General features: G+C 65.9%; 18 protein-coding genes. 5 read left to right on the top strand and 13 right to left on the bottom strand.

All coding sequences use genetic code 11. The annotated features are described in order from the left end of the window. Positions 1-33: 33 nt before the first annotated feature. Positions 34-420 (bottom strand): hypothetical protein, encoded by a 387-nt coding sequence (locus tag DCM79_RS25610; RefSeq protein ID WP_257176895.1) that lies wholly within the window; start codon positions 418-420, stop codon positions 34-36. Positions 421-676: 256 nt separating this feature from the next. Here DCM79_RS25610 and DCM79_RS25605 point away from each other — a divergent pair, with 256 nt between their 5' ends. After that, positions 677-895: a hypothetical protein gene (locus DCM79_RS25605; RefSeq protein WP_257176894.1), complete on the top strand. Its 219-nt coding sequence runs from the start codon at positions 677-679 to the stop codon at positions 893-895. 212 nt (positions 896-1,107) lie between these two features. Here the strand turns inward: DCM79_RS25605 and DCM79_RS25600 are convergent, their stop codons facing one another. The 4 genes from DCM79_RS25600 to DCM79_RS25585 form a co-directional block, all read right to left on the bottom strand. Next, entirely contained in the window at positions 1,108-2,214 is a 1,107-nt protein-coding gene (locus DCM79_RS25600) for a trypsin-like peptidase domain-containing protein (RefSeq protein ID WP_257176893.1), read from the bottom strand. Positions 2,215-2,369: 155 nt separating this feature from the next. Continuing rightward, positions 2,370-2,705: a hypothetical protein gene (locus DCM79_RS25595; protein ID WP_257176892.1), complete on the bottom strand. Its 336-nt coding sequence runs from the start codon at positions 2,703-2,705 to the stop codon at positions 2,370-2,372. An 87-nt stretch (positions 2,706-2,792) separates the two neighbouring features. Then, on the bottom strand, positions 2,793-3,284 hold the full coding sequence (locus DCM79_RS25590) for an Hsp20/alpha crystallin family protein (protein WP_257176891.1): 492 nt from the start codon (positions 3,282-3,284) through the stop codon (positions 2,793-2,795). A gap of 78 nt (positions 3,285-3,362) precedes the next feature. Then, a complete protein-coding gene (locus DCM79_RS25585; RefSeq protein ID WP_257176890.1) occupies positions 3,363-3,824 on the bottom strand; it encodes an Hsp20 family protein in 462 nt (153 codons plus the stop codon). 316 nt (positions 3,825-4,140) lie between these two features. Here DCM79_RS25585 and DCM79_RS25580 point away from each other — a divergent pair, with 316 nt between their 5' ends. From DCM79_RS25580 to DCM79_RS25570, 3 genes are read left to right on the top strand one after another with little or no spacing between them, the layout of a single operon-like run. Further along, the gene (locus tag DCM79_RS25580) at positions 4,141-5,355 is read left to right on the top strand and encodes an ABC transporter substrate-binding protein (RefSeq protein WP_257176889.1); all 1,215 of its coding nucleotides are present in this window, start codon (positions 4,141-4,143) and stop codon (positions 5,353-5,355) included. Between the two features lie 7 nt (positions 5,356-5,362). Further along, entirely contained in the window at positions 5,363-7,096 is a 1,734-nt protein-coding gene (locus DCM79_RS25575) for an FAD-dependent oxidoreductase (protein WP_257176888.1), read from the top strand. Between the two features lie 20 nt (positions 7,097-7,116). Next, positions 7,117-7,911, top strand: a complete 795-nt coding sequence (locus DCM79_RS25570) for an IclR family transcriptional regulator (RefSeq protein ID WP_257176887.1) — start codon at positions 7,117-7,119, stop codon at positions 7,909-7,911. Between the two features lie 171 nt (positions 7,912-8,082). Here DCM79_RS25570 and DCM79_RS25565 read toward each other — a convergent pair whose 3' ends face one another. From DCM79_RS25565 to DCM79_RS25550, 4 genes are read right to left on the bottom strand one after another with little or no spacing between them, the layout of a single operon-like run. Next, on the bottom strand, positions 8,083-8,862 hold the full coding sequence (locus DCM79_RS25565) for an SDR family NAD(P)-dependent oxidoreductase (protein ID WP_257176886.1): 780 nt from the start codon (positions 8,860-8,862) through the stop codon (positions 8,083-8,085). Positions 8,863-8,901: 39 nt separating this feature from the next. Further along, positions 8,902-9,645 carry an aspartate/glutamate racemase family protein gene (locus tag DCM79_RS25560; RefSeq protein ID WP_257176885.1) on the bottom strand — a complete coding sequence of 248 codons (744 nt, stop codon included), beginning with the start codon at positions 9,643-9,645 and terminating at the stop codon, positions 8,902-8,904. Positions 9,646-9,654: 9 nt separating this feature from the next. Then, positions 9,655-10,920, bottom strand: a complete 1,266-nt coding sequence (locus tag DCM79_RS25555; RefSeq protein WP_257176884.1) for an FAD-binding oxidoreductase — start codon at positions 10,918-10,920, stop codon at positions 9,655-9,657. A 4-nt stretch (positions 10,921-10,924) separates the two neighbouring features. After that, positions 10,925-12,586 carry a thiamine pyrophosphate-binding protein gene (locus DCM79_RS25550; protein WP_257176883.1) on the bottom strand — a complete coding sequence of 554 codons (1,662 nt, stop codon included), beginning with the start codon at positions 12,584-12,586 and terminating at the stop codon, positions 10,925-10,927. A 240-nt stretch (positions 12,587-12,826) separates the two neighbouring features. Here DCM79_RS25550 and DCM79_RS25545 point away from each other — a divergent pair, with 240 nt between their 5' ends. Next, positions 12,827-13,519, top strand: coding sequence for an aspartate/glutamate racemase family protein (locus DCM79_RS25545; RefSeq protein WP_257180846.1), 693 nt, complete (start codon positions 12,827-12,829; stop codon positions 13,517-13,519). A gap of 61 nt (positions 13,520-13,580) precedes the next feature. Here DCM79_RS25545 and DCM79_RS25540 read toward each other — a convergent pair whose 3' ends face one another. The 4 genes from DCM79_RS25540 to DCM79_RS25525 all read right to left on the bottom strand — a co-directional run bounded on the left by DCM79_RS25540 (position 13,581) and on the right by DCM79_RS25525 (position 17,618). Continuing rightward, positions 13,581-14,363: an ABC transporter permease gene (locus DCM79_RS25540; protein WP_257176882.1), complete on the bottom strand. Its 783-nt coding sequence runs from the start codon at positions 14,361-14,363 to the stop codon at positions 13,581-13,583. Beyond that, positions 14,360-15,172 (bottom strand): ABC transporter permease, encoded by an 813-nt coding sequence (locus DCM79_RS25535; protein ID WP_257180845.1) that lies wholly within the window; start codon positions 15,170-15,172, stop codon positions 14,360-14,362. Before DCM79_RS25535 ends, DCM79_RS25540 begins: the two co-directional genes overlap by 4 nt. Positions 15,173-15,241: 69 nt before the next feature. Beyond that, positions 15,242-16,288, bottom strand: coding sequence for an ABC transporter substrate-binding protein (locus DCM79_RS25530; RefSeq protein WP_257176881.1), 1,047 nt, complete (start codon positions 16,286-16,288; stop codon positions 15,242-15,244). A gap of 22 nt (positions 16,289-16,310) precedes the next feature. Then, positions 16,311-17,618: an FAD-binding oxidoreductase gene (locus DCM79_RS25525; protein WP_257176880.1), complete on the bottom strand. Its 1,308-nt coding sequence runs from the start codon at positions 17,616-17,618 to the stop codon at positions 16,311-16,313. Between the last annotated feature and the right edge of the window lie 14 nt (positions 17,619-17,632).

The raw sequence follows: 17,632 nt of genomic DNA, 5'->3' as shown, positions 1-17,632 counted from the left end.
TGCAACCGAAGGCATCGGCTTGAGAAGACGGTCTCAGTCGAAGCCCTGAACGGGCGGCGTCGAGCTCTGCGCTGGCGCTGCTGGCGCGGCTTGAACCGGCGGCGGGGCCGGATTGGCAGCAGCTCTCATCTGGCCATTGGCATTCATGGCTTGGCGCGTGGGCGGCAGGCTCCTGGTCGCGGCCGCGCGGCGCGGCGGCGGCCGATGTCCTGCCGAGTGCGACCCTCTGATGCCCCAGGAACGGGCGATCGACGGTCCCGCGGTGTAACCGATCAAAGCCCCGGCGACTGCCCCGACCGGTCCCAGCACGACCGCGCCGGATACCGCGCCGAGGGCCGCATCGCCGGCGCGTTCCTGCGCAACCGCGCTCACGGGCACACAGGCCAGCATTGCGACAGCACTGATCAGAGCTTTGGTCATCGGAGCGCCTCCTCACGAGAAACCACTCCTGCTCAAATATGGCCGCACGAGGTTCGATTGCCGGCCAACAGAAGGCAATCGCACGGCGGAACCGGTCGCCGCAGAGCCACCGCCGCCAACCGAAGGTTGTGGCAGCGGCGTGCGAGCTTCGAACATCTTGACAGCGGTTTCGCGCTGAATATTTTTTCGGGCGAGAAAGCACTTTCTCACCCTCGAAAAATCAAAGGATCCAAGGCGACCGTCTGGAGAGACGACGATGCTCGATGAGAATCTGGCCCGCATACGTGCGCACCGCAATAATATTCACCGCTATCGGCGGCTGCTGAAGACGAGGCTGTCGCAGCTGGAGCGCGATTTCATCGAGAGACGCCTGGCAGAAGAGAGGTCGGCGCTCGATGCGCTGACCACGGCGACATTCCCTGTCGGCTTCCGAGCCGCAGGAGTGCCGGCCGAGACGATGGGTGTGGCGCGCTGAATCGGCAGCGGCCGCGGCGGCGTTCACCCCTGCCGCTTGCGGGAGAGGTCGGCGCGTCTGGGCGATGGCAAGCATCGTCCCACGCGCCGGAAGAGGGCTTTCTCCGCTTGGGGATGTCCCATTGAGGAGAGACCCTCTCCCCAGCCCTCTCCCGCAAGCGGGCGAGGGAGTGCACCTCCATCATCGCGGCATCAGCCTCAGCCCATCATGCATTAGCGAACGAGGCGATTGGGGCCTGCAAGCGCACTGCTTGATTGGTTCGCCGGCGCCACGCGCACCGTGGCGGTCAGCGGCGCACCGTTGCGCAGCAGAGTGAGCCTCACCTCCTCCCCGACTCGTGCGAGGCCGATCGTGTTGCGGAGCTGGGCGGCGGTGCGGATCGGGCGCTCGTCGGCTGCGGTGACGATATCGCCCTTGCGCAGGCCGGCCCTTTCCGCGGGCGAGTCCGCAGCGATCTCGGCGACGACGGCGCCTTGATTCAGTCCCTTGTTCATCGACGGATGAATATCCTTCAGCGAGACGCCGATGCGGCCGCGCTCGACGCGGCCGCTGACGATGATCTGCTCCATCACCTTGCGCGCCATGTTGACCGGAATGGCGAAGCCGATGCCGACATTGCCGCCGGCGGGCGAGATGATCGCCGAGTTGATGCCGACCAGCTCGCCGCGCAGGCTCACCAGCGCCCCGCCGGAATTGCCTGGGTTGATCGCAGCATCGGTCTGGATGAAATCCTCATAGCCCTGCTTGCCGAGACCGGTGCGGCCCAGCGCGCTGACGAGGCCGGATGTCACGGTCTGGCCGAGGCCGAAAGGATTGCCGATCGCCAGCACGAAATCGCCGACGTCGAGCCCGTCGCTGTCGCCGAAGGGAAGCGCCTTGAGGCCCGCGGGGCTCTGGATCTGGAGCACGGCAACGTCGGTCGGCGGATCGCGCCCGATCACCTTGGCGGCAAACTGGCGGCCGTCCTTGGTCGTGATCTGGACGGCGGAGGTGCCCTCGACCACGTGATTGTTGGTCAGCACGTAGCCGCGCTCGGCATCGACGATCACGCCGGAGCCGGTCGCGTTGACCTCCTTTTCGACCTGCCGGGGAACGTCGAAGAACTCGCGGAACAGCGGGTCGCGATAGAGCGGGTTGTCCTCGCGGACCCGGCCGTGCACGGAAATATTGACCACGGCGGGTGTCACCCGGCGCACCAGCGGCGCCAGGGTTGGCACCGGGCCGCCGGTTTTCATGTCGGGGATCTGGCCGGCGGCAGGCTGTGACGCCGTCAGCGTCAGCACCAGCATCGCCAGCAAGAGCGGACGCACAGCGTTCATGTTCTTTCCTGCCGCCTTGTATGGAGATCGGAGAGTGGAGTGGCTTCACGCCTCGCGTGAGGCGGCGATCCAGCCTTGCATGGCCAGCAACGGAGCGGCGAAGGCCGCCGAGGCCTGACCGAGCAACACGAGGCCCAGAACGGTCTGCGTGAGCATCATCGGCTTGCCCCCTCTGCGGCGGCCCAGGGCCGCCGCAGCCGCATCGGCACGCCGCCGCCGCGCGGCGGATCGTCATTGTCGTTGTCGCCGTCGAGCTTGCGCAGGGCGGCCAGGATGTCGGCGAGCCGGACCGTATGGCTCATCCCGGGAATCTCGCGCAAGGCGGGACAGGATTCGACCGCGTACATGTCGGACGCCCAGGACGACAGGATGATGCGTTTCTCCGGCGGAGAAAGCTCCGTCGCATTGAGAACGTCGGCAGGCGAATCGTAATGGGCCGCGGGGTGAAACAGCGGATTGAGAGTGCCGGTATTGGTATTGACGTTGGTCATTTCTGGACCTCCCCTCATGCTCCTTTCCAAGGGACGGGCTTGTTGACGATGATGGAGCGGCGGCGATTGCCGCCGCCCCGCCTTCACTTAACGCGTGTTGATCGCGATGCGCTTGACGCCTTCGCGCGCCTTCTCTGATTTTGGCAGCGACACGGTCAGGACGCCGTTCTTGAACGACGCCTCGGCCTTGTCCTCCTCGACGCCGTCGAGCGGGATCTGACGTTCGAAGCTGCCGTAATAGCGCTCGGTGAAGTACTTGCCTTCGCCGTTGCGCTCCGCCTTCTTCTCGCCGCGCAGCGTCAGCACGCCATTGGCGATCTCGACCTGGACGTCCTTCTCGGTGAGGCCGGGAAGCTCGGCCGAGACCGTCAGCGTCTTGTCGGTCTCGCTGAGCTCGACCTTCGGCCAGCCGAAGCGGCCCTCCATCAGCGGCGACAGACTGGTCCCGCCGAAGCCGCGGAAGACGTCGTCGAACAGACGGTTCATCTCGCGATGAAGCGTCAGGAAGGGATCGAAATTGTCGCGCCCGGGCGCAAGCTCCTGTTTGCCTGACCAGGGAATGAGATCACGAAAACCCATGGTTCTCTCCTCCATGCATCGGGGAAGCGCGGCCCACGCATCGCGCGCCGCGCTCCGCCGTCTCGCTTGCTCGAGAGCCTAAGCCGCTTTCTTCTGCTCGATCTGCGAGGCCGCAGGCGCGGCGCCCGAGATCGGAATCCGGCGCGGCTTCATCGCTTCCGGAACCTCGCGGACGAGGTCGATGATCAACAGCCCGTCCTGGAACGAGGCCTTCTTCACCTGGACGTAGTCGGCGAGATTGAACACGCGCCGGAACGGCCGCGCGGCGATGCCCTGGTACAGATATTCCCGCGCAGCGGTCTCGGGCTTCCTGCCCTCGATCGTGAGCGCGTTCTGTTCGGCCGTCACCGTAATGTCGCTGGCGCCGAAGCCCGCCACCGCAAGGCTGATCCGGTAATGGTCCTCACCGGAGCGTTCGATGTTGTAGGGGGGATAATTGTCCTCGGTCGCCTGGCGCAGCGTGCTGTCGACGAGGTCGGCCAGGTGATCGAAGCCGATGGTGGAGCGCCACAGGGGCGCGAAGTCGAAACTGGTCCTCATAACCAAGTCCTCCTGAGAGCAAGATGGATACGAAGGAGCGCAGGACGGGGTTTTCGAACGAGGTCCGAAGACCGGCCCGGCGCCCGCACCGGACCCGATCCGGCATCCGGCACACCGCTCTCGCGGCGAAAAACGACTTAGAAAATCGGACATCCGTTTCAAGGGGCCGATCAGAAAAAAATTCGACCCGGGACGCGTCGCCCCCCCCCCGCATTCCTTCCAAGATTATTCGTTATTGACAAACCAATTCGCTCATATCTAATTTACCTCCAGAACGATCAGCCGCCATGCGGCCAATAAAAGAGAGGAAACAACCATGAGAGGGTATCTCGCCTGCGCCATGCTCGCGGCCATGATTTCGGCTGCCATGACCACAGCGGCGACCGCGCAAGTCTCCGATGACGTGGTGCGGATCGGCGTGCTGACGGATCTGTCGAGCTGGGGCCGCGACAATTCAGGGCCGGGTTCGGTCGAGGCCGCAAAGATGGCCGTGGAGGAATTCGGGTCGACCGTGCTTGGCAAGCCGATCGAGATCATCAGCGCCGACCACCAGATGAAGACCGACGTCGGCGTGCAGATCGCGCGCGGCTGGTTCGACAACGGCAAGGTCGATGCTGTCGTCGACATCCCCAATTCCGGCATCGCGATCGCCGTGCACAACATGGTTCGCGAGCGGGGCAAGGTCGCCCTGCTCTCAGGTCCCGGCGCAAGCTCGCTCACCGACGAGCTGTGCAGCCCCAACACCGTGCACTTCACCTACGACACCTATGCGCTGTCCAAGGTGACGGCCTCTGCCGTGATCAAGGAAGGCGGCAAGTCCTGGTACTTCATCACGGCCGATTATGCCTTCGGCCAGCAGCTCGAGAAGGACGCCACGCGGTTCATCAACGAGATGGGCGGCAAGGTGCTCGGTGGCGTCAAGCATCCGACCAACACCGCAGACTTCTCCTCCTTCGCGCTCCAGGCGCAGAGCTCCAAGTCCGACGTCGTCGCCTTCGCCAATGCCGGCCAGGACACCGACAACGCCATCAAGCAGTCCGGCGAGTTCGGCCTCGTTCAGGGCGGCCAGAAGCTGGTCGGCCTTTTGATGTTCGACACCGACGTGCACGCGATCGGGTTGAAGGCCGCGCAGGGCACCTATATGACCACGGCCTCCTACTGGGCCATGGACGAGGCCACGCGCGCCTGGTCGAAGAAGTTCTACGATCGCACCAAGGTGATGCCGACCATGATCCAGACCGGCGTCTATGGCGCGGTTCTGCATTATCTGAAGGCCATCAAGGCCGCCGGCACCGACGAGTCCGCCAAGGTGATGGCGAAGATGCGCGAGCTGCCGATCGAGGATATCTTCGTCCATGGCGGCAAGTTGCGCGAGGACGGCCGGGTCATCCGGGACATGTATCTCGCCAAGGTGAAGACGCCCGAGCAATCGAAGGAGCCGTGGGACTATCTGGACATCGTCAAGACCGTGAAGGGCGAAGACGCCTTCCGCCCGGTCTCGGAGTCCAAATGTCCGCTGCTGAAGAAGTGAGGTCCAGATGACCGGCAACGAGCCTGACGCAAGCGAAACCTACGAATGCGATGTGCTTGTGGCCGGATCGGGCTGCTCCGGCATGTCGGCCGCGATCACCGCCCGGTCCCGCGGCCTCGACGTGTTGATCGTCGAGAAGGAGCCGCGCTTCGGCGGCACCACCGCCCGCTCCGGCGGCTGGCTCTGGATTCCCGGGACGTCGCTGGCGAAAGCGTACGGCATCGAGGAGACGCCGGAGCAGGCCCGCACCTATCTGCGGCACGAGGCCGGCAACAACTTCGATGCGGCACGCGTCGATGCGTTTCTGGCGGCCGGCCCCGAGGCGGTCGATTTTTTCACCACCAAGACCGCGCTGCGCTTCGACATGCCGCTGGTGTTTCCGGACTATCACGCCGAGGCGCCGGGCGGCGCGCAGGGCGGGCGCTCCATGGTGACGCGTCCGTTCGACGGCCGCGAGCTCGGCGACCTCATCAAGTCGCTGGGCATGCCGCTGCCCGAGCTCACGGTGTTCGGCATGATGCTGGGAAGCGGCAAGGAGATCATCCACTTCATGCGGGTAACGAAGTCGCTGACCTCGGCGCTCTATGTCGCCAAGCGACTGTCGCGGCATCTGATGGACGTGCTGCGCTACGGCCGCGGCATGACCTTGACCAACGGCAATGCGCTCGCCGGGCGCCTCGCCAAATCCGCGCTCGACCTGAAGATCCCGATGTGGCTGTCCTCGCCGGTGCGCGAGCTGACGGTCGAGAACGGCACTGTCACCGGCGCCATCGTGTCGCGCGAGGGACGCGAGGTCCGCGTCCGCGCCCGCCAGGGCGTCGTGCTCGCCTGCGGCGGCTTCCCGCACGATGTGGAGCGGCGCAGAAAGATGTTTCCGCACGCACCGACGGGCAATGAGCATTTTTCGCCGGGGCCCACCGGCAACACCGGCGACGGCTTACGTCTTGCGGAGCGCGCAGGCGGGCATGTCGAGGACCGCCTGCCGAACGCAGCAGCGTGGGTGCCGGTATCGCTGACGACGCGCAAGGACGGCTCGAAGGGCGTGATGCCGCATTTCATCGACCGCGCCAAGCCCGGCGTGATCGCGGTGATGGGCGACGGCAGGCGTTTTGCCAACGAGGGCAATTCCTATCACGACTTCGTCCAGGCCATGGTCAAGGCCGCCAAGCCCGGCGAGGAGATCGCCGCCTTCCTCGTCTGCGATCACAAGACGCTGCGCAAATACGGCCTCGGCTGCGTGCCGCCCTTCCCGATGCCGCTGGGTCATCACCTCAAGACCGGCTACCTGATGCGCGGCGACACGCTGGAGGCGCTGGCGGCCAAGGCCGGCATCGACGCCACATCGTTCGTCGAGACCGTCAGGCAGTTCAACGCCACCGCCCCGCTCGGCCACGATGCCGCCTTCGGCAAGGGCTCGAAAGCCTACAACCGCTACCAGGGCGATGCGCTGCACGGCCCGAATCCCTGCGTCGCACCGATCGAGAACGGGCCGTTCTATGCCATCAAGATGGTGATCGGCGATCTCGGCACCTATGCGGGCATCGTCACCGACGAGAACGCGCGCGCGCTCGACGCCGAAGGCCGGGTCATCCCAGGGCTCTACGCTGCCGGGAACGACATGGCGAGCATCATGGGCGGCAATTATCCCGGGGCCGGCATCACGCTTGGGCCGGCGCTGACCTTCGGCTACATTGCCGGCCGTCATCTCGCCGACAGCGCCGCCAAGCGCGAGGCGGCCTAAGCCAGGCGCACCGGAGGCGCATGAAGAGAGAAAGCCGCGGCATCCAGTCCATCGAGGTCGGCGGAGAGCTGCTCCGCGCGCTCGCAAGGTGCGGCGAGCCGATGATGCTGCGCGATCTCGCGCGCGAGGCCGGCATGGCGCCGGCCAAGGCGCACCCCTATCTCGCCAGCTTCTCGCGCATTGGCCTGATCGAGCAGGACGAGAGCACCGGTCGCTACGAGATCGGCGCGCTGGCGCTGGAGCTCGGCCTGATCAGCCTGCGTCGGCTCTCCGGCGTCCGCATCGCAAGGCCGAGAATCGCCGCGCTCGCCAGCCAGATCGGACATGCCGTCTCTCTCGCCGTCTGGGGCACGCACGGCCCGACCGTGGTCCAACTCGAGGAGCCGGCTCAGCCCGTGCACATCGTGATGCGGGTCGGCTCGGTAATGGCGCTGCTGGAGACCGCGACCGGCCGAGCCTTCGCGGCGTTCCTGCCGGAGCAGACGATCACCGCCGCCCTCGAGAGCGGGCTCGACCGCCACGGCGTCGGCTACAATCCCAAGCGCGCCGTGAAGGGCGCCAAGCTCACCGAGATGCTCGCGGAGGTCCGCAAGCACGGCTTCGCCCGCGCCCTCGGCGATCCCCTGCCCGGCGTCAATGCCTTCTCGGCCCCGGTGTTCGACCATTCCGGTCACGTCGCCCTGGTCATCACCGCGATGGGCCCCGAAGGCACGTTCGATGCGCGCTGGGACAGCCCGATCGCGCATGCGCTGCGCGATTGCGCCGGCGGCATCTCAAAGCGGCTGGGGCACGGGATGACGGTGGCGGCCGAGTGAAGGGCCGACTGGCCGCCTCGCAACGGGTGTCATGCCCCGCCTAGTGCGTAATTGCGCACAGGGGCGGGCATCCAGTACGCCGCGGCCCATCGGTTCTATCACTGCTGTCTCGGAGTACTGGATCGCCCGCCTTCGCGGGCGATGACAGCGAGTGTGGGGCGACTCGTTCCCCTACTTCTCCTTCACCGGCACCGTGTAGTTCAGGACCAGTCTTCCGCCATCCGGATAGATCGTCTGTCCGGTGATGTAGGAGGCATCGTCGCTTGCCAGGAACGCCACCACCGACGCCACCTCGCTCGGCTCGCCGCCGCGGCCGGCTGGCGTGCGCGACATCACGGTCTTGCGGGCGTCATCTGACGTGTAGATCGACGACTTCACCATGTCGGTCAAAATCGTGCCCGGTCCGACCGCGACGACGCGGATGTTGTGCGGGGCGAGTGCAACGGCGGCAACCGACGTCAGCTGCTTCATGCCGCCCTTGGACATCGCATAGGTCGCCAGCGCCGGGATCGCCAGCAGTGCATTCACCGAGGACATGTTGATGATGACGCCGCCACCGCCCTGCGCGATCATTTGCCTCGCCGCGGCCTGTACGCCGAAGAACGCGCCCTTCAAGTTGATGCCAATGATCTCGTCGAATTCCTCTTCGGTGATGTCGAGGATGTCCCGATTGCGGGCGACGCCGGCATTGTTGACCATGATGTCGAGCCGTCCGAACTCCTTCACGGCGGTGGCAACGAGCCGGTCCACATCGGTGCGCTTGGCGACGTTGCCGACCACGGTGCGCAGGGCGTCCGGCCGGCCCAGCTCCGCGGCCGTCGCGGCGAGGCCTTCGGCATCGACGTCGGAGATCACGACCTTGACGCCGTCGTCCAGAAATCTCTTCGCGCAGGCCTTGCCGATGCCGCGCGCCGCGCCGGTGATGGCGGCGACCTTGCCGGATAGTTTCATGGGCTGCTCCAGGACTTGTGACGATCTCGCGGGACGCGGTCACGCAAAGACGCGCGGGCGCAGTCCGGCGTGAAACCAGGTGATCATGGAATAGATGTCGTAGACCGGCAATCCCACCTCGGCCTGAAGCGCTGCGGCGTAAGGCGGCATGTTGGTGCATTCGAGCACGATGGCGCCGACATCGGGATTCTCGGCGACGAGCTGCTTGCCGGCCTCGACCACGTCACGCTCGGCCTGCGCGATGTCCATGTCGTCCTTCTCGGCCTTGATCAGGACGCGAAAGAATTCCTTGCCGTTCTCGGTGCCGACCAGCGGCGTGTCGAGCGGCACGCCGGCGCCTTCGAGATGGGCCGGCGTCAGCGTCGAGCCCGACACGGTGACGAGACCGACGCGCTTGCCCGGCGGCAGGGTCGCCTGCACCCACGGCACCTGCATCAGCGAGGAGGTTGCGACGGGAACGCCAACCGCGGCCGCGATCTCCTTCTGGAACAGCGAGAGGAAGCCGCAATTGGTGGTGATGGCTTCGGCCCCTAACCGCACCAGGTCCTTCGCCGCATCGATGAAGTCGGGCAGCAGGCCGGCCGCACCCTTCAGCACCACCTTCTCGGGCGAAGCCCCGCTCACCACGCGATAAAGCACGGGGAACGGCCAGGTGGTGCCGTTGCCCATGTCGCCGGGAATGCGAGGAAAGCGCGCTTCCAGCATTAAAATGCCGAGCGGCGCGCCGTAGATGGCCTTGCCGCCACGGGCGATGCGGGAGGACGAATGGGCCGTGTTGGTCATGCTGCGACCTCAGAGGAAACGTTCGGGCGCGAAGGGACGAAGCGGAATTTCCGGTTGCTTGCCGCTGAGGAGCTGCGCGACGAGGCGGCCGGTCCGGGCCGAGCCGACCAGGCCGACATGGCCATGACCGAAAGCGTAGACGATATCACGCGAGGCGCGCGCGTAGCCGATGCAGGGTCGCCCATCCGGCATGCTCGGGCGATGGCCGAACCAGGTCTTGATGCGCGAGGCCGGTATATCCCTCGGCAGTTTCGGGAACATGCCGAGAAGATGATCGCGCAAGATCTCGGCGCGCTTCCAGTTCGGCGCGGCCTCGAGGCCGGCGATCTCCACCGTTCCGGCGGCGCGCAAGCCCTTGTTGGTCCAGTTCACCACCATCTTGGCGTCGGACGCCATCATCGAGCTGCGCGGACCCACTTCCGGATTCTCGATCATCACATGATAGCCGCGCTCCGTTTCCAGCGGCAGTGGATCGCCGATCGATGCCGTCAGCTGCTTCGAGCGGGCCCCGGCGGCGACGACGGCAGCATCGCAAGCGATCTCGCCGGTCTCTGTGACGACAGCCACCAGCCTGCCGCCATTCAACTTCAGGCCGGTCGCCTTGGCCCGCGCGTGCTTCGCGCCAATGGCGATCGCATGATTGGCGAGCGCGGCGACATAGGCGCCGGGATCGCGGCAGCGGCCGGCCTCTTCCACCACCACGCCGAAAGTGTAGCGCGGATGCAAATCCGGCTCGCGCTGGCGCATCTCGTCGGCGGAAAGCTCAAGCCATTCGACGCCGACTTTCTTGCGCAGGCGCCAGCCGAGATCGTTGTCGAAATTGCCGCGCGACGGGAACACGTGCATCACGCCGTTGCGCTCGATCAGCTCGGGGACGCCTGCCTCTTCGGCCAGTTTCCGGTGCAGCAGCGGTGCGTCCTTCAAGAGATCGCGCAGCGCGAACGCCGTCGTCTCGACCCGCGCCGCGGTCCAGCCCGAGAGCAGGTATTTGACCAGCCAGGGCAGCGCCTTCGGCAAATAGGACCAGCGGATCGCGAGCGGCCCGAGCGGGTCCATCAGATAGCCCGGCACCTTCCTCCAGATGCCAGGCTCCGCCGGCGGAATCACCGAATGCGACGACAGCCAGCCGGCATTGCCATAGCTCGCGGCCTGTTCGCCGCCGGGCTCGCCCGGATCGATCAGCGTGACGCGGTGCCCCTCGCGCAGCGCCTCGATGGCGCTGACGACCCCGACCGCGCCGGCTCCGATGATCGCGACGTGGCGGCCGGCCGCCATCGCTTTAAGCCTTTACCGCGGGCGTGAAATCCTTGCCGACCGAGATCGCGCGGGGATCGATGATGCAGTGGAGGATCGACGGCTTGCCGGAGGCGAGCGCACGCTCGAACGCCGGCGCGAATTCCTCGGTGCGCTCGACCCGTTCGCCATGGCCGCCGAACGCCTTCGCATACATCGCGAAGTCAGGGTTCTTGAGCTGGGTGCCGACGACGCGGCCGGGATAATCGCGCTCCTGATGCATGCGGATGGTGCCGTATTGCGAATTGTCGACGACGACGACGATCAGGGCTGCGTCATATTGCACGGCGGTCGCGAACTCCTGGCCGTTCATCAGGAAGCAGCCGTCACCGGCAAAGGCGACGACGATTCGATCCGGATATTGCCGCTTGGCGAGCACGCCCGCCGGCACCCCATAGCCCATCGAGCCCGAGGTCGGTGCCAGCTGCGCGGCAAAGCTGTGGAAGCGGTGATGGCGATGGATCCAGCCGGCGTAGTTGCCGGCGCCGTTGCAGACGATGGCGTCCTTCGGCAGCCGGTCGCGCAGCCAGGTCATGACCTGGCCGTACTGGAACGTGCCCGGCAGCTCGCGCGCCTTGTCGGTCCAGGCAAGGTAGTCGGCATGGGCCTTGGCGGCCTCGCCCTTCCAGGCCACTGCGCCCGAGGGCTTCAGCGTCTCGACGGCGGCCGCGAAGGCGGCAGGCGTTGCCTGGATCGCGAGCGCCGGCTGATAGACGCGGCCGAGCTCTTCGGAGCCCGGATGCACATGGACCAGTTTCTGCTTCGGCGATGGAATGTCGAATAGCGTGTAGGACGAGGACGGCATTTCCGACATGCGGCCGCCGATCAGCAGGACGACGTCGGCGTTATCGACACGCGCCTTCAGGCCCGGGCTCGGGCCGATGCCGAGATCGCCGGCATAATGCGAATGATCGGCATCGATCAGTGAGGCCCGGCGGAACGAGGTCGCGACCGGCAGGTCGAAGCGCTCGGCAAAGCGCGCAATGCTCTTGGTCGCTTCATTGGTCCAGCGCGAGCCGCCGAGGATCACCAACGGTGCCTTGGCACCCGCGAGCATGGCGCCGAGCTTTTCGAGATCGGCCGGCGCGGGCCAGCTCACCGCCGGCTCGATGCGCAAGGCATCGGCGACGGCCGCGGTCTCGGTCAGCATGTTCTCCGGCAGCGCGATCACGACGGGACCGGGACGGCCCTGCATGGCGACGCGGAAGGCGCGCGCCACCAGCTCCGGAATGCGGTCGGGACGATCGATCTCGACCGCCCATTTCGCCATGGAGCCGAATACCGCCTTGTAGTCGAGCTCCTGAAACGCCTCGCGCTCGCGCATGCCGGTGTCGACCTGGCCGACGAACAGGATCATCGGTGTCGAATCCTGCATCGCAATGTGCACGCCGTGACTGGCATTGGTGGCGCCGGGGCCGCGGGTGACGAAGCAGATTCCGGGCCGACCCGTGAGCTTGCCATAGGCTTCCGCCATCATGGCCGCGCCGCCCTCGGCCCGGCAGATCACGACGTCGATCGGGCTGTCATGCAGCGCATCGAGCGCCGCCAGATAGCTCTCACCCGGCACGCAGGTGACGCGCTCGACGCCTTGCGCGACGAGCTGATCGATCAGGATCTGCCCGCCGGTGCGGGTGTTGCGGATGGTCATGACGGCTCCCTCAAGGCTCTGGCAATGCGCCATTATTCGGCAACTGCGTAAGACAGGCCGAGAGCGCGCGCAAGGTCGAAAGGCCCTGGTCGCCTGCACAGGCGTCATGCCGATCCGTGCCGTTTGCACGACGGCTCGTTTACGACCTTCGGCCATGCAGGCCCTGCCATCAAGCAACGGCTACCGAGCTTCGACGTCTTCGGTTACGATCCGGCCGAACACATCGTCGAGGACACGGGAATGCAGACCATCGGCCTGATCGGCGGCATGAGCTGGGAGAGCACGGCGCTCTATTACAAGCTGATCAACGAGCGCGTCCGCGATCGCATGGGCAAGCTGCATTCCGCCCCGCTGCTGCTGTATTCCTACGATTTCGAAGAGATCAAGCAGATGCAGTATGCGGGCCGCTGGAGCGAGGCGGCCGCCAGCCTGGCCGAGGTCGCGCGGCGCCTCGAAAGCGCAGGCGCGCGGGCGATCGTGTTGTGCACCAACACGATGCACAAGCTGGCCCCCGAGATCGTCTCCGGCGTGACCATCCCGTTCATCCATCTTGGCGATGCCACGGCGCAGCGGATTCGGGCGAAAGGTTACCGGCGGGTCGGGCTGCTCGGCACCAGGTTCACGATGGAGGAGGACTTCTACATCGACCGGCTGCGCGCGCACGATCTCGACGTGCTGGTTCCTCCCCCCGAGGCGCGCGCCGACGTCAACCGCATCATCTACGACGAGCTGTGCCTCGGAATCGTCGCCGATGCTTCGCGTCGTCGTTATCAGGACGTGATGGCCGCGCTCGTCGCCGCAGGCGCGGAATGCATCATCCTCGGCTGCACCGAGATCACGATGCTGGTCGGCCCCGATGACACGCCGGTCGAGACGTTCGACACCACGGCCATTCATGCCGAGACCGCCGCGGATTTCGCGATCGGATCGTGAACAAGGGCTCGCGACACCTCGTGCAGCCGCGTCCGGCGCGCCGCCAGGGCAACGCCGCCCCTCACCCGTCCTTCTTGCGCGCGCTCGCCAGCAGCACCAGCATGAACGAGGCCGCCGTCATCAGCGTCGAGATCGCGGCGATGGTCGGGTCGATCTCGTCGCGCAGCGCGGTGAACATGCGCTTGGTCAGCGGCTGATACTGGCCGCCCGAGATGAACAGCGCGACGATGGTCTCGTCCATCGCCGAGATGAAGGCGAAGATGCCGCCTGCAACCACGCTGGACTTGATCTGCGGCAGCGTCACCGCAAAGAAGCTGCGGAGGCGGTTCATGCCGAGGCTGCGCGCCACCATCTCCTGCGCCGGATCGAAGCTCTGCAAACCTGCCAGCACCGAGATGACGACGTAAGGCAATCCCAGCATCACATTCGCCAGAACGAGGCCGAGCATGGTCGCGACCAGGCCGACTTTGGCATAGACGAAGAAGATTCCGACCGCGGTGATGATGATCGGCACCACCAGCGGCAGCAGCAGCGCCATGTGGATCACGCGCATGATGCGCAGTTTCGATTGGCTGATGGCGTAGGCGGCGGCGACGCCAAACGGCGTCGCAATCAGGACGGTCAGGGCCGCGACCGTCAGCGTCACCTGCGTCGCCTGCATCCAGGCGGAGCTGGCGAAATATTGCTGGTACCAGCGCAGCGAGAACGACGGCGGCGGAAAGGTCAAAAAGCGCGCGCTGGAGAACGAGATCGGCACGATGATCAGGACGGGGAGGATCAGATAGACCAGCACCAGCGTGCTGAACACGTAGAGGACGATGCGTGCGGGCGAGAGACGGTTCATTTCTGCCCCAACACGCGATCGAGCGAGATGAAGCGGCTGACGAGAACGAAGATCGCGAGCACGCTGAGGAGCAGCACCACCGCAACAGCGCTGGCGGCACCGAACTGGTTGTAGAGCTCGACATTGCGGCTCACCAGCATCGACACCATCACGGTGCGGCCGCCGCCCAGCAATTCCGGCGTGATGTAGAAGCCGAGGCAGAGCACGAACACCATGGTGCAGCCCGCGAGCACGCCCGGCAGCGACAGCGGCAGGAAGACGCGGACGAAGGTCAGCGACGGGCTCGCGCCCAGGCTGGCGCCGGCCTGCATCAGCTCGCTCGGGATCTTTTGCATGGTCGCATAGAGCGGCAGCACCATGAAGGGCAGCAGGATGTGCACCGTCGCGACGACCGTGCCGAAAGTGTTGTGGACCAGCGCGAGCGGCTCGGAGATCCATTCGAGATGGCGCAGGAACTGGTTGATCACGCCGCTGCGCTGAAGCAGCACCAGCCAGGCATAGGCGCGCACCAGCACGCTGGTCCAGAACGGCAGCACGACCAGCGACAGAATGAGGATGCTCCAGCCCTTCGGCAGCGCGTTAGCGAGATAGGCGACGGGATAGCCGAGCAGCAGCGCAATCAGCGTGACCGCGAGGCTGATCTCGAAGGTCAGCGCAAAGCTGCGCCAGTAGATGTCCTCGGTGAAGACGCGGCGATAATTCTCCAGCGTGAAGCCGTCATGGTAGATCGACTGCCAGGCGAGCCAGCCGACCGGCAGCACGATCAGAGCCAGGATCACGAGCAACGCCGGCGACACCAGCGCCAGCATCAGGCCGTGCTCGCGGCGCTGATGCTTCTGCGATGGATCTGAGACTGATGTCGTCAACGTTGCCTCGCCTCACTTCTGCATGAACGACGCCCAGCGCTTCTCGGCGGCTTCGCCGGCGGGCGAGGACCACCAGGCATAGGACATCAGCGCCTGCTTGGCCGCATTGGCCGGCTCGCTCGGCAATTGCGCGGCGCGATCGGGCTTGATCACGCCGGCCTCGAACGCCTTGGGATTGCCCGGGCCGTAATCGATATGAAGCGGCAGATTGGCCTGGTGCACGGGATCGACGGCCTCGTTGAGGAATTTCACCGCGGTGGCAAGATTGGGCGCGCCCTTGAGGATGCAGAGCGAGGTGCTCTGCAGGACGCCCTGGTTGTAGGTGAAGGCGACCTTGGCGCCTTCCTTGGCGACCGCGCTGACACGGCCGTTCCAGGCCATCTCCATGTCGACCTCGCCGTCGTTGAGCAGCTGGGCCGATTGCGCCCCCGAGGTCCACCACACCGTGATGTGCGGCTTGATCTCCTCCAGCTTCTTGAAGGCCCGGTCGACGTCGAGCGGATAGAGCTTGTCGGGCGCGACGCCGTCGGCCATCAGCGCCGCCTCGAGCGTCGCGAACGGATGGTTGCGCAGCGCGCGACGGCCGGGAAACTTCTTCACGTCCCAGAAATCGGCCCAGCTGTTCGGCGTGTCCTTCGGAAATGTCTTCTGGCTGTAGGCCAGCACGCTGGAATAGAACTCGTAAGACACCGAATACGGACTGCGATAGGCCTCCGGCATCGCCGCGCCGTTCGGAATCTTCGAGAAGTCCAGCTTCTCGATCAGCCCCTGCTCGCCGCCGCGCAGGCAGTTGCCGGTGGGGGTGTCGACCACGTCCCAGATCGGCTTGCCGCTGCCGACCTGCGTCTTGATCGCCGGCCAGGCGTCGGGAATCGAATCCTGGTTGATGGTGATGCCGAGCTTCTTGGCGGAGGGATCGAGGATCGCCACCGTCTGCGCCTGCTGATAGGCCCCGCCCTGCGAGACGAAGGTAATCTGCTCGGCCGCACCGGCGGCCGTGCTCAATCCAATTGCGCTCAGCAGCGCGCAGCTCAGTCCAAAACTCTGCTTCATCGTCATCCTCGCCTCCTCCAAAGAGATCTCACCGACCGATCGCATCGAGAAACTGGTACCAGCGGGCGACCATGCGCACCGCGGGTTCGCGCAGCGGGTAGAGCGGAATCGTCTTCATCCGCCGGACGTCGAGCAGGCCGACATCGGGGCTTTCGCCGCGCACGAAAGCGGCGAGATAGCGGCCCATCAGGCTCGACATCGCAACGCCGGCGCCGTTGTAGCCGAGCGAGACCAGCGTGCGATCGTCGAGCCAGCCGATATGAGGCACCGAGTCCAGCGTCATCGCGACCAGGCCCGACCATTGGTAGTCGAGGGGGACGTCGGCGAGATCGGGGAAGATGTCGACCATCGCCTTGCGAAGTGCGTCGAACGCGGCTTGCGAATCCTGCTTGCCGAAGGCGCCGCGGCCGCCGAAAATCACGCGTTGATCGACCATGCGGAACCAGCGCATCATGCGCTTGGTCTCGGTATAGGTGCGTCCCGACGGCATCAGCTTTCCCGCAAGATTGCGCGGCAGCTGCGCGGTCGCGACCATGGCGCTGCGGAACGGGACCAGCGTGCGCTGCAGATGCGCGGTGGCGCCGGTGAGGTCGGAATAGCTGTTGGTGGCGATGATCGCCTGTCTTGCGCGCACGACGCCTTGCGGCGTCTCGGCGACGATGCCGTCCTTCTCACGCCGCAGCCTCACGACGGGCGACTCCTGGAACACCGAGACGCCGCGGCGCGCGACGCCGTCGGCGAGGCCGCGCAGGTAGTTCAGCGGATGGATACCGCCGGAGCCGGGATTGAGCACGCCGCCGACGAAGATGTCCGAGCCGGTCTCCTCGCGCACCCCGTTCTTGTCGAGGATGCGGACCTCGGCAGAGCCCATCTCGCGCGTCATCCAGTTGGCTTCGTCGATCGCGGCCCGGAGCGTCGTCTCGTTATGCGCGGCCTTGACCTGGCCGGTGCGCGTCAGGTTCGCCCTGGTGATGCCGTACTCCGACACCAGCTCCTCGACCATGTCGGTCGATTCATGCGCGATCTCGTACATCCGCTTCGCCATGGCGCGGCCATGCGCAGCGTCGATCTCGCGAAACGACAGGCGGAACTTTGCGGTGATGACCCCGCCATTGCGGCCGCTTGCGCCCCAGCCGGGGCGGTTGGCCTCAAGCACGATTGGCGCGAGGCCGCTCTTGGCCATGTGGTGCGCCGCCGAGAGCCCCGTGTAGCCCGCACCGACGATCACCACATCGGCCTGCTGCTCGCCCGACAGCACGGGAAAATCGCGCGCCGGCGCCGCCGTGGCTTCCCACAGCGAGTTGGCCGACGGCAGCGCGCTCCAGTCCCGTGTCATGCCCGCGCTCACGA

This window comes from Bradyrhizobium sp. WBOS07 (genome assembly GCF_024585165.1).
Lineage (GTDB): Bacteria > Pseudomonadota > Alphaproteobacteria > Rhizobiales > Xanthobacteraceae > Bradyrhizobium > Bradyrhizobium japonicum_B.
This window is presented reverse-complemented; position numbering and strand designations above follow the sequence as displayed.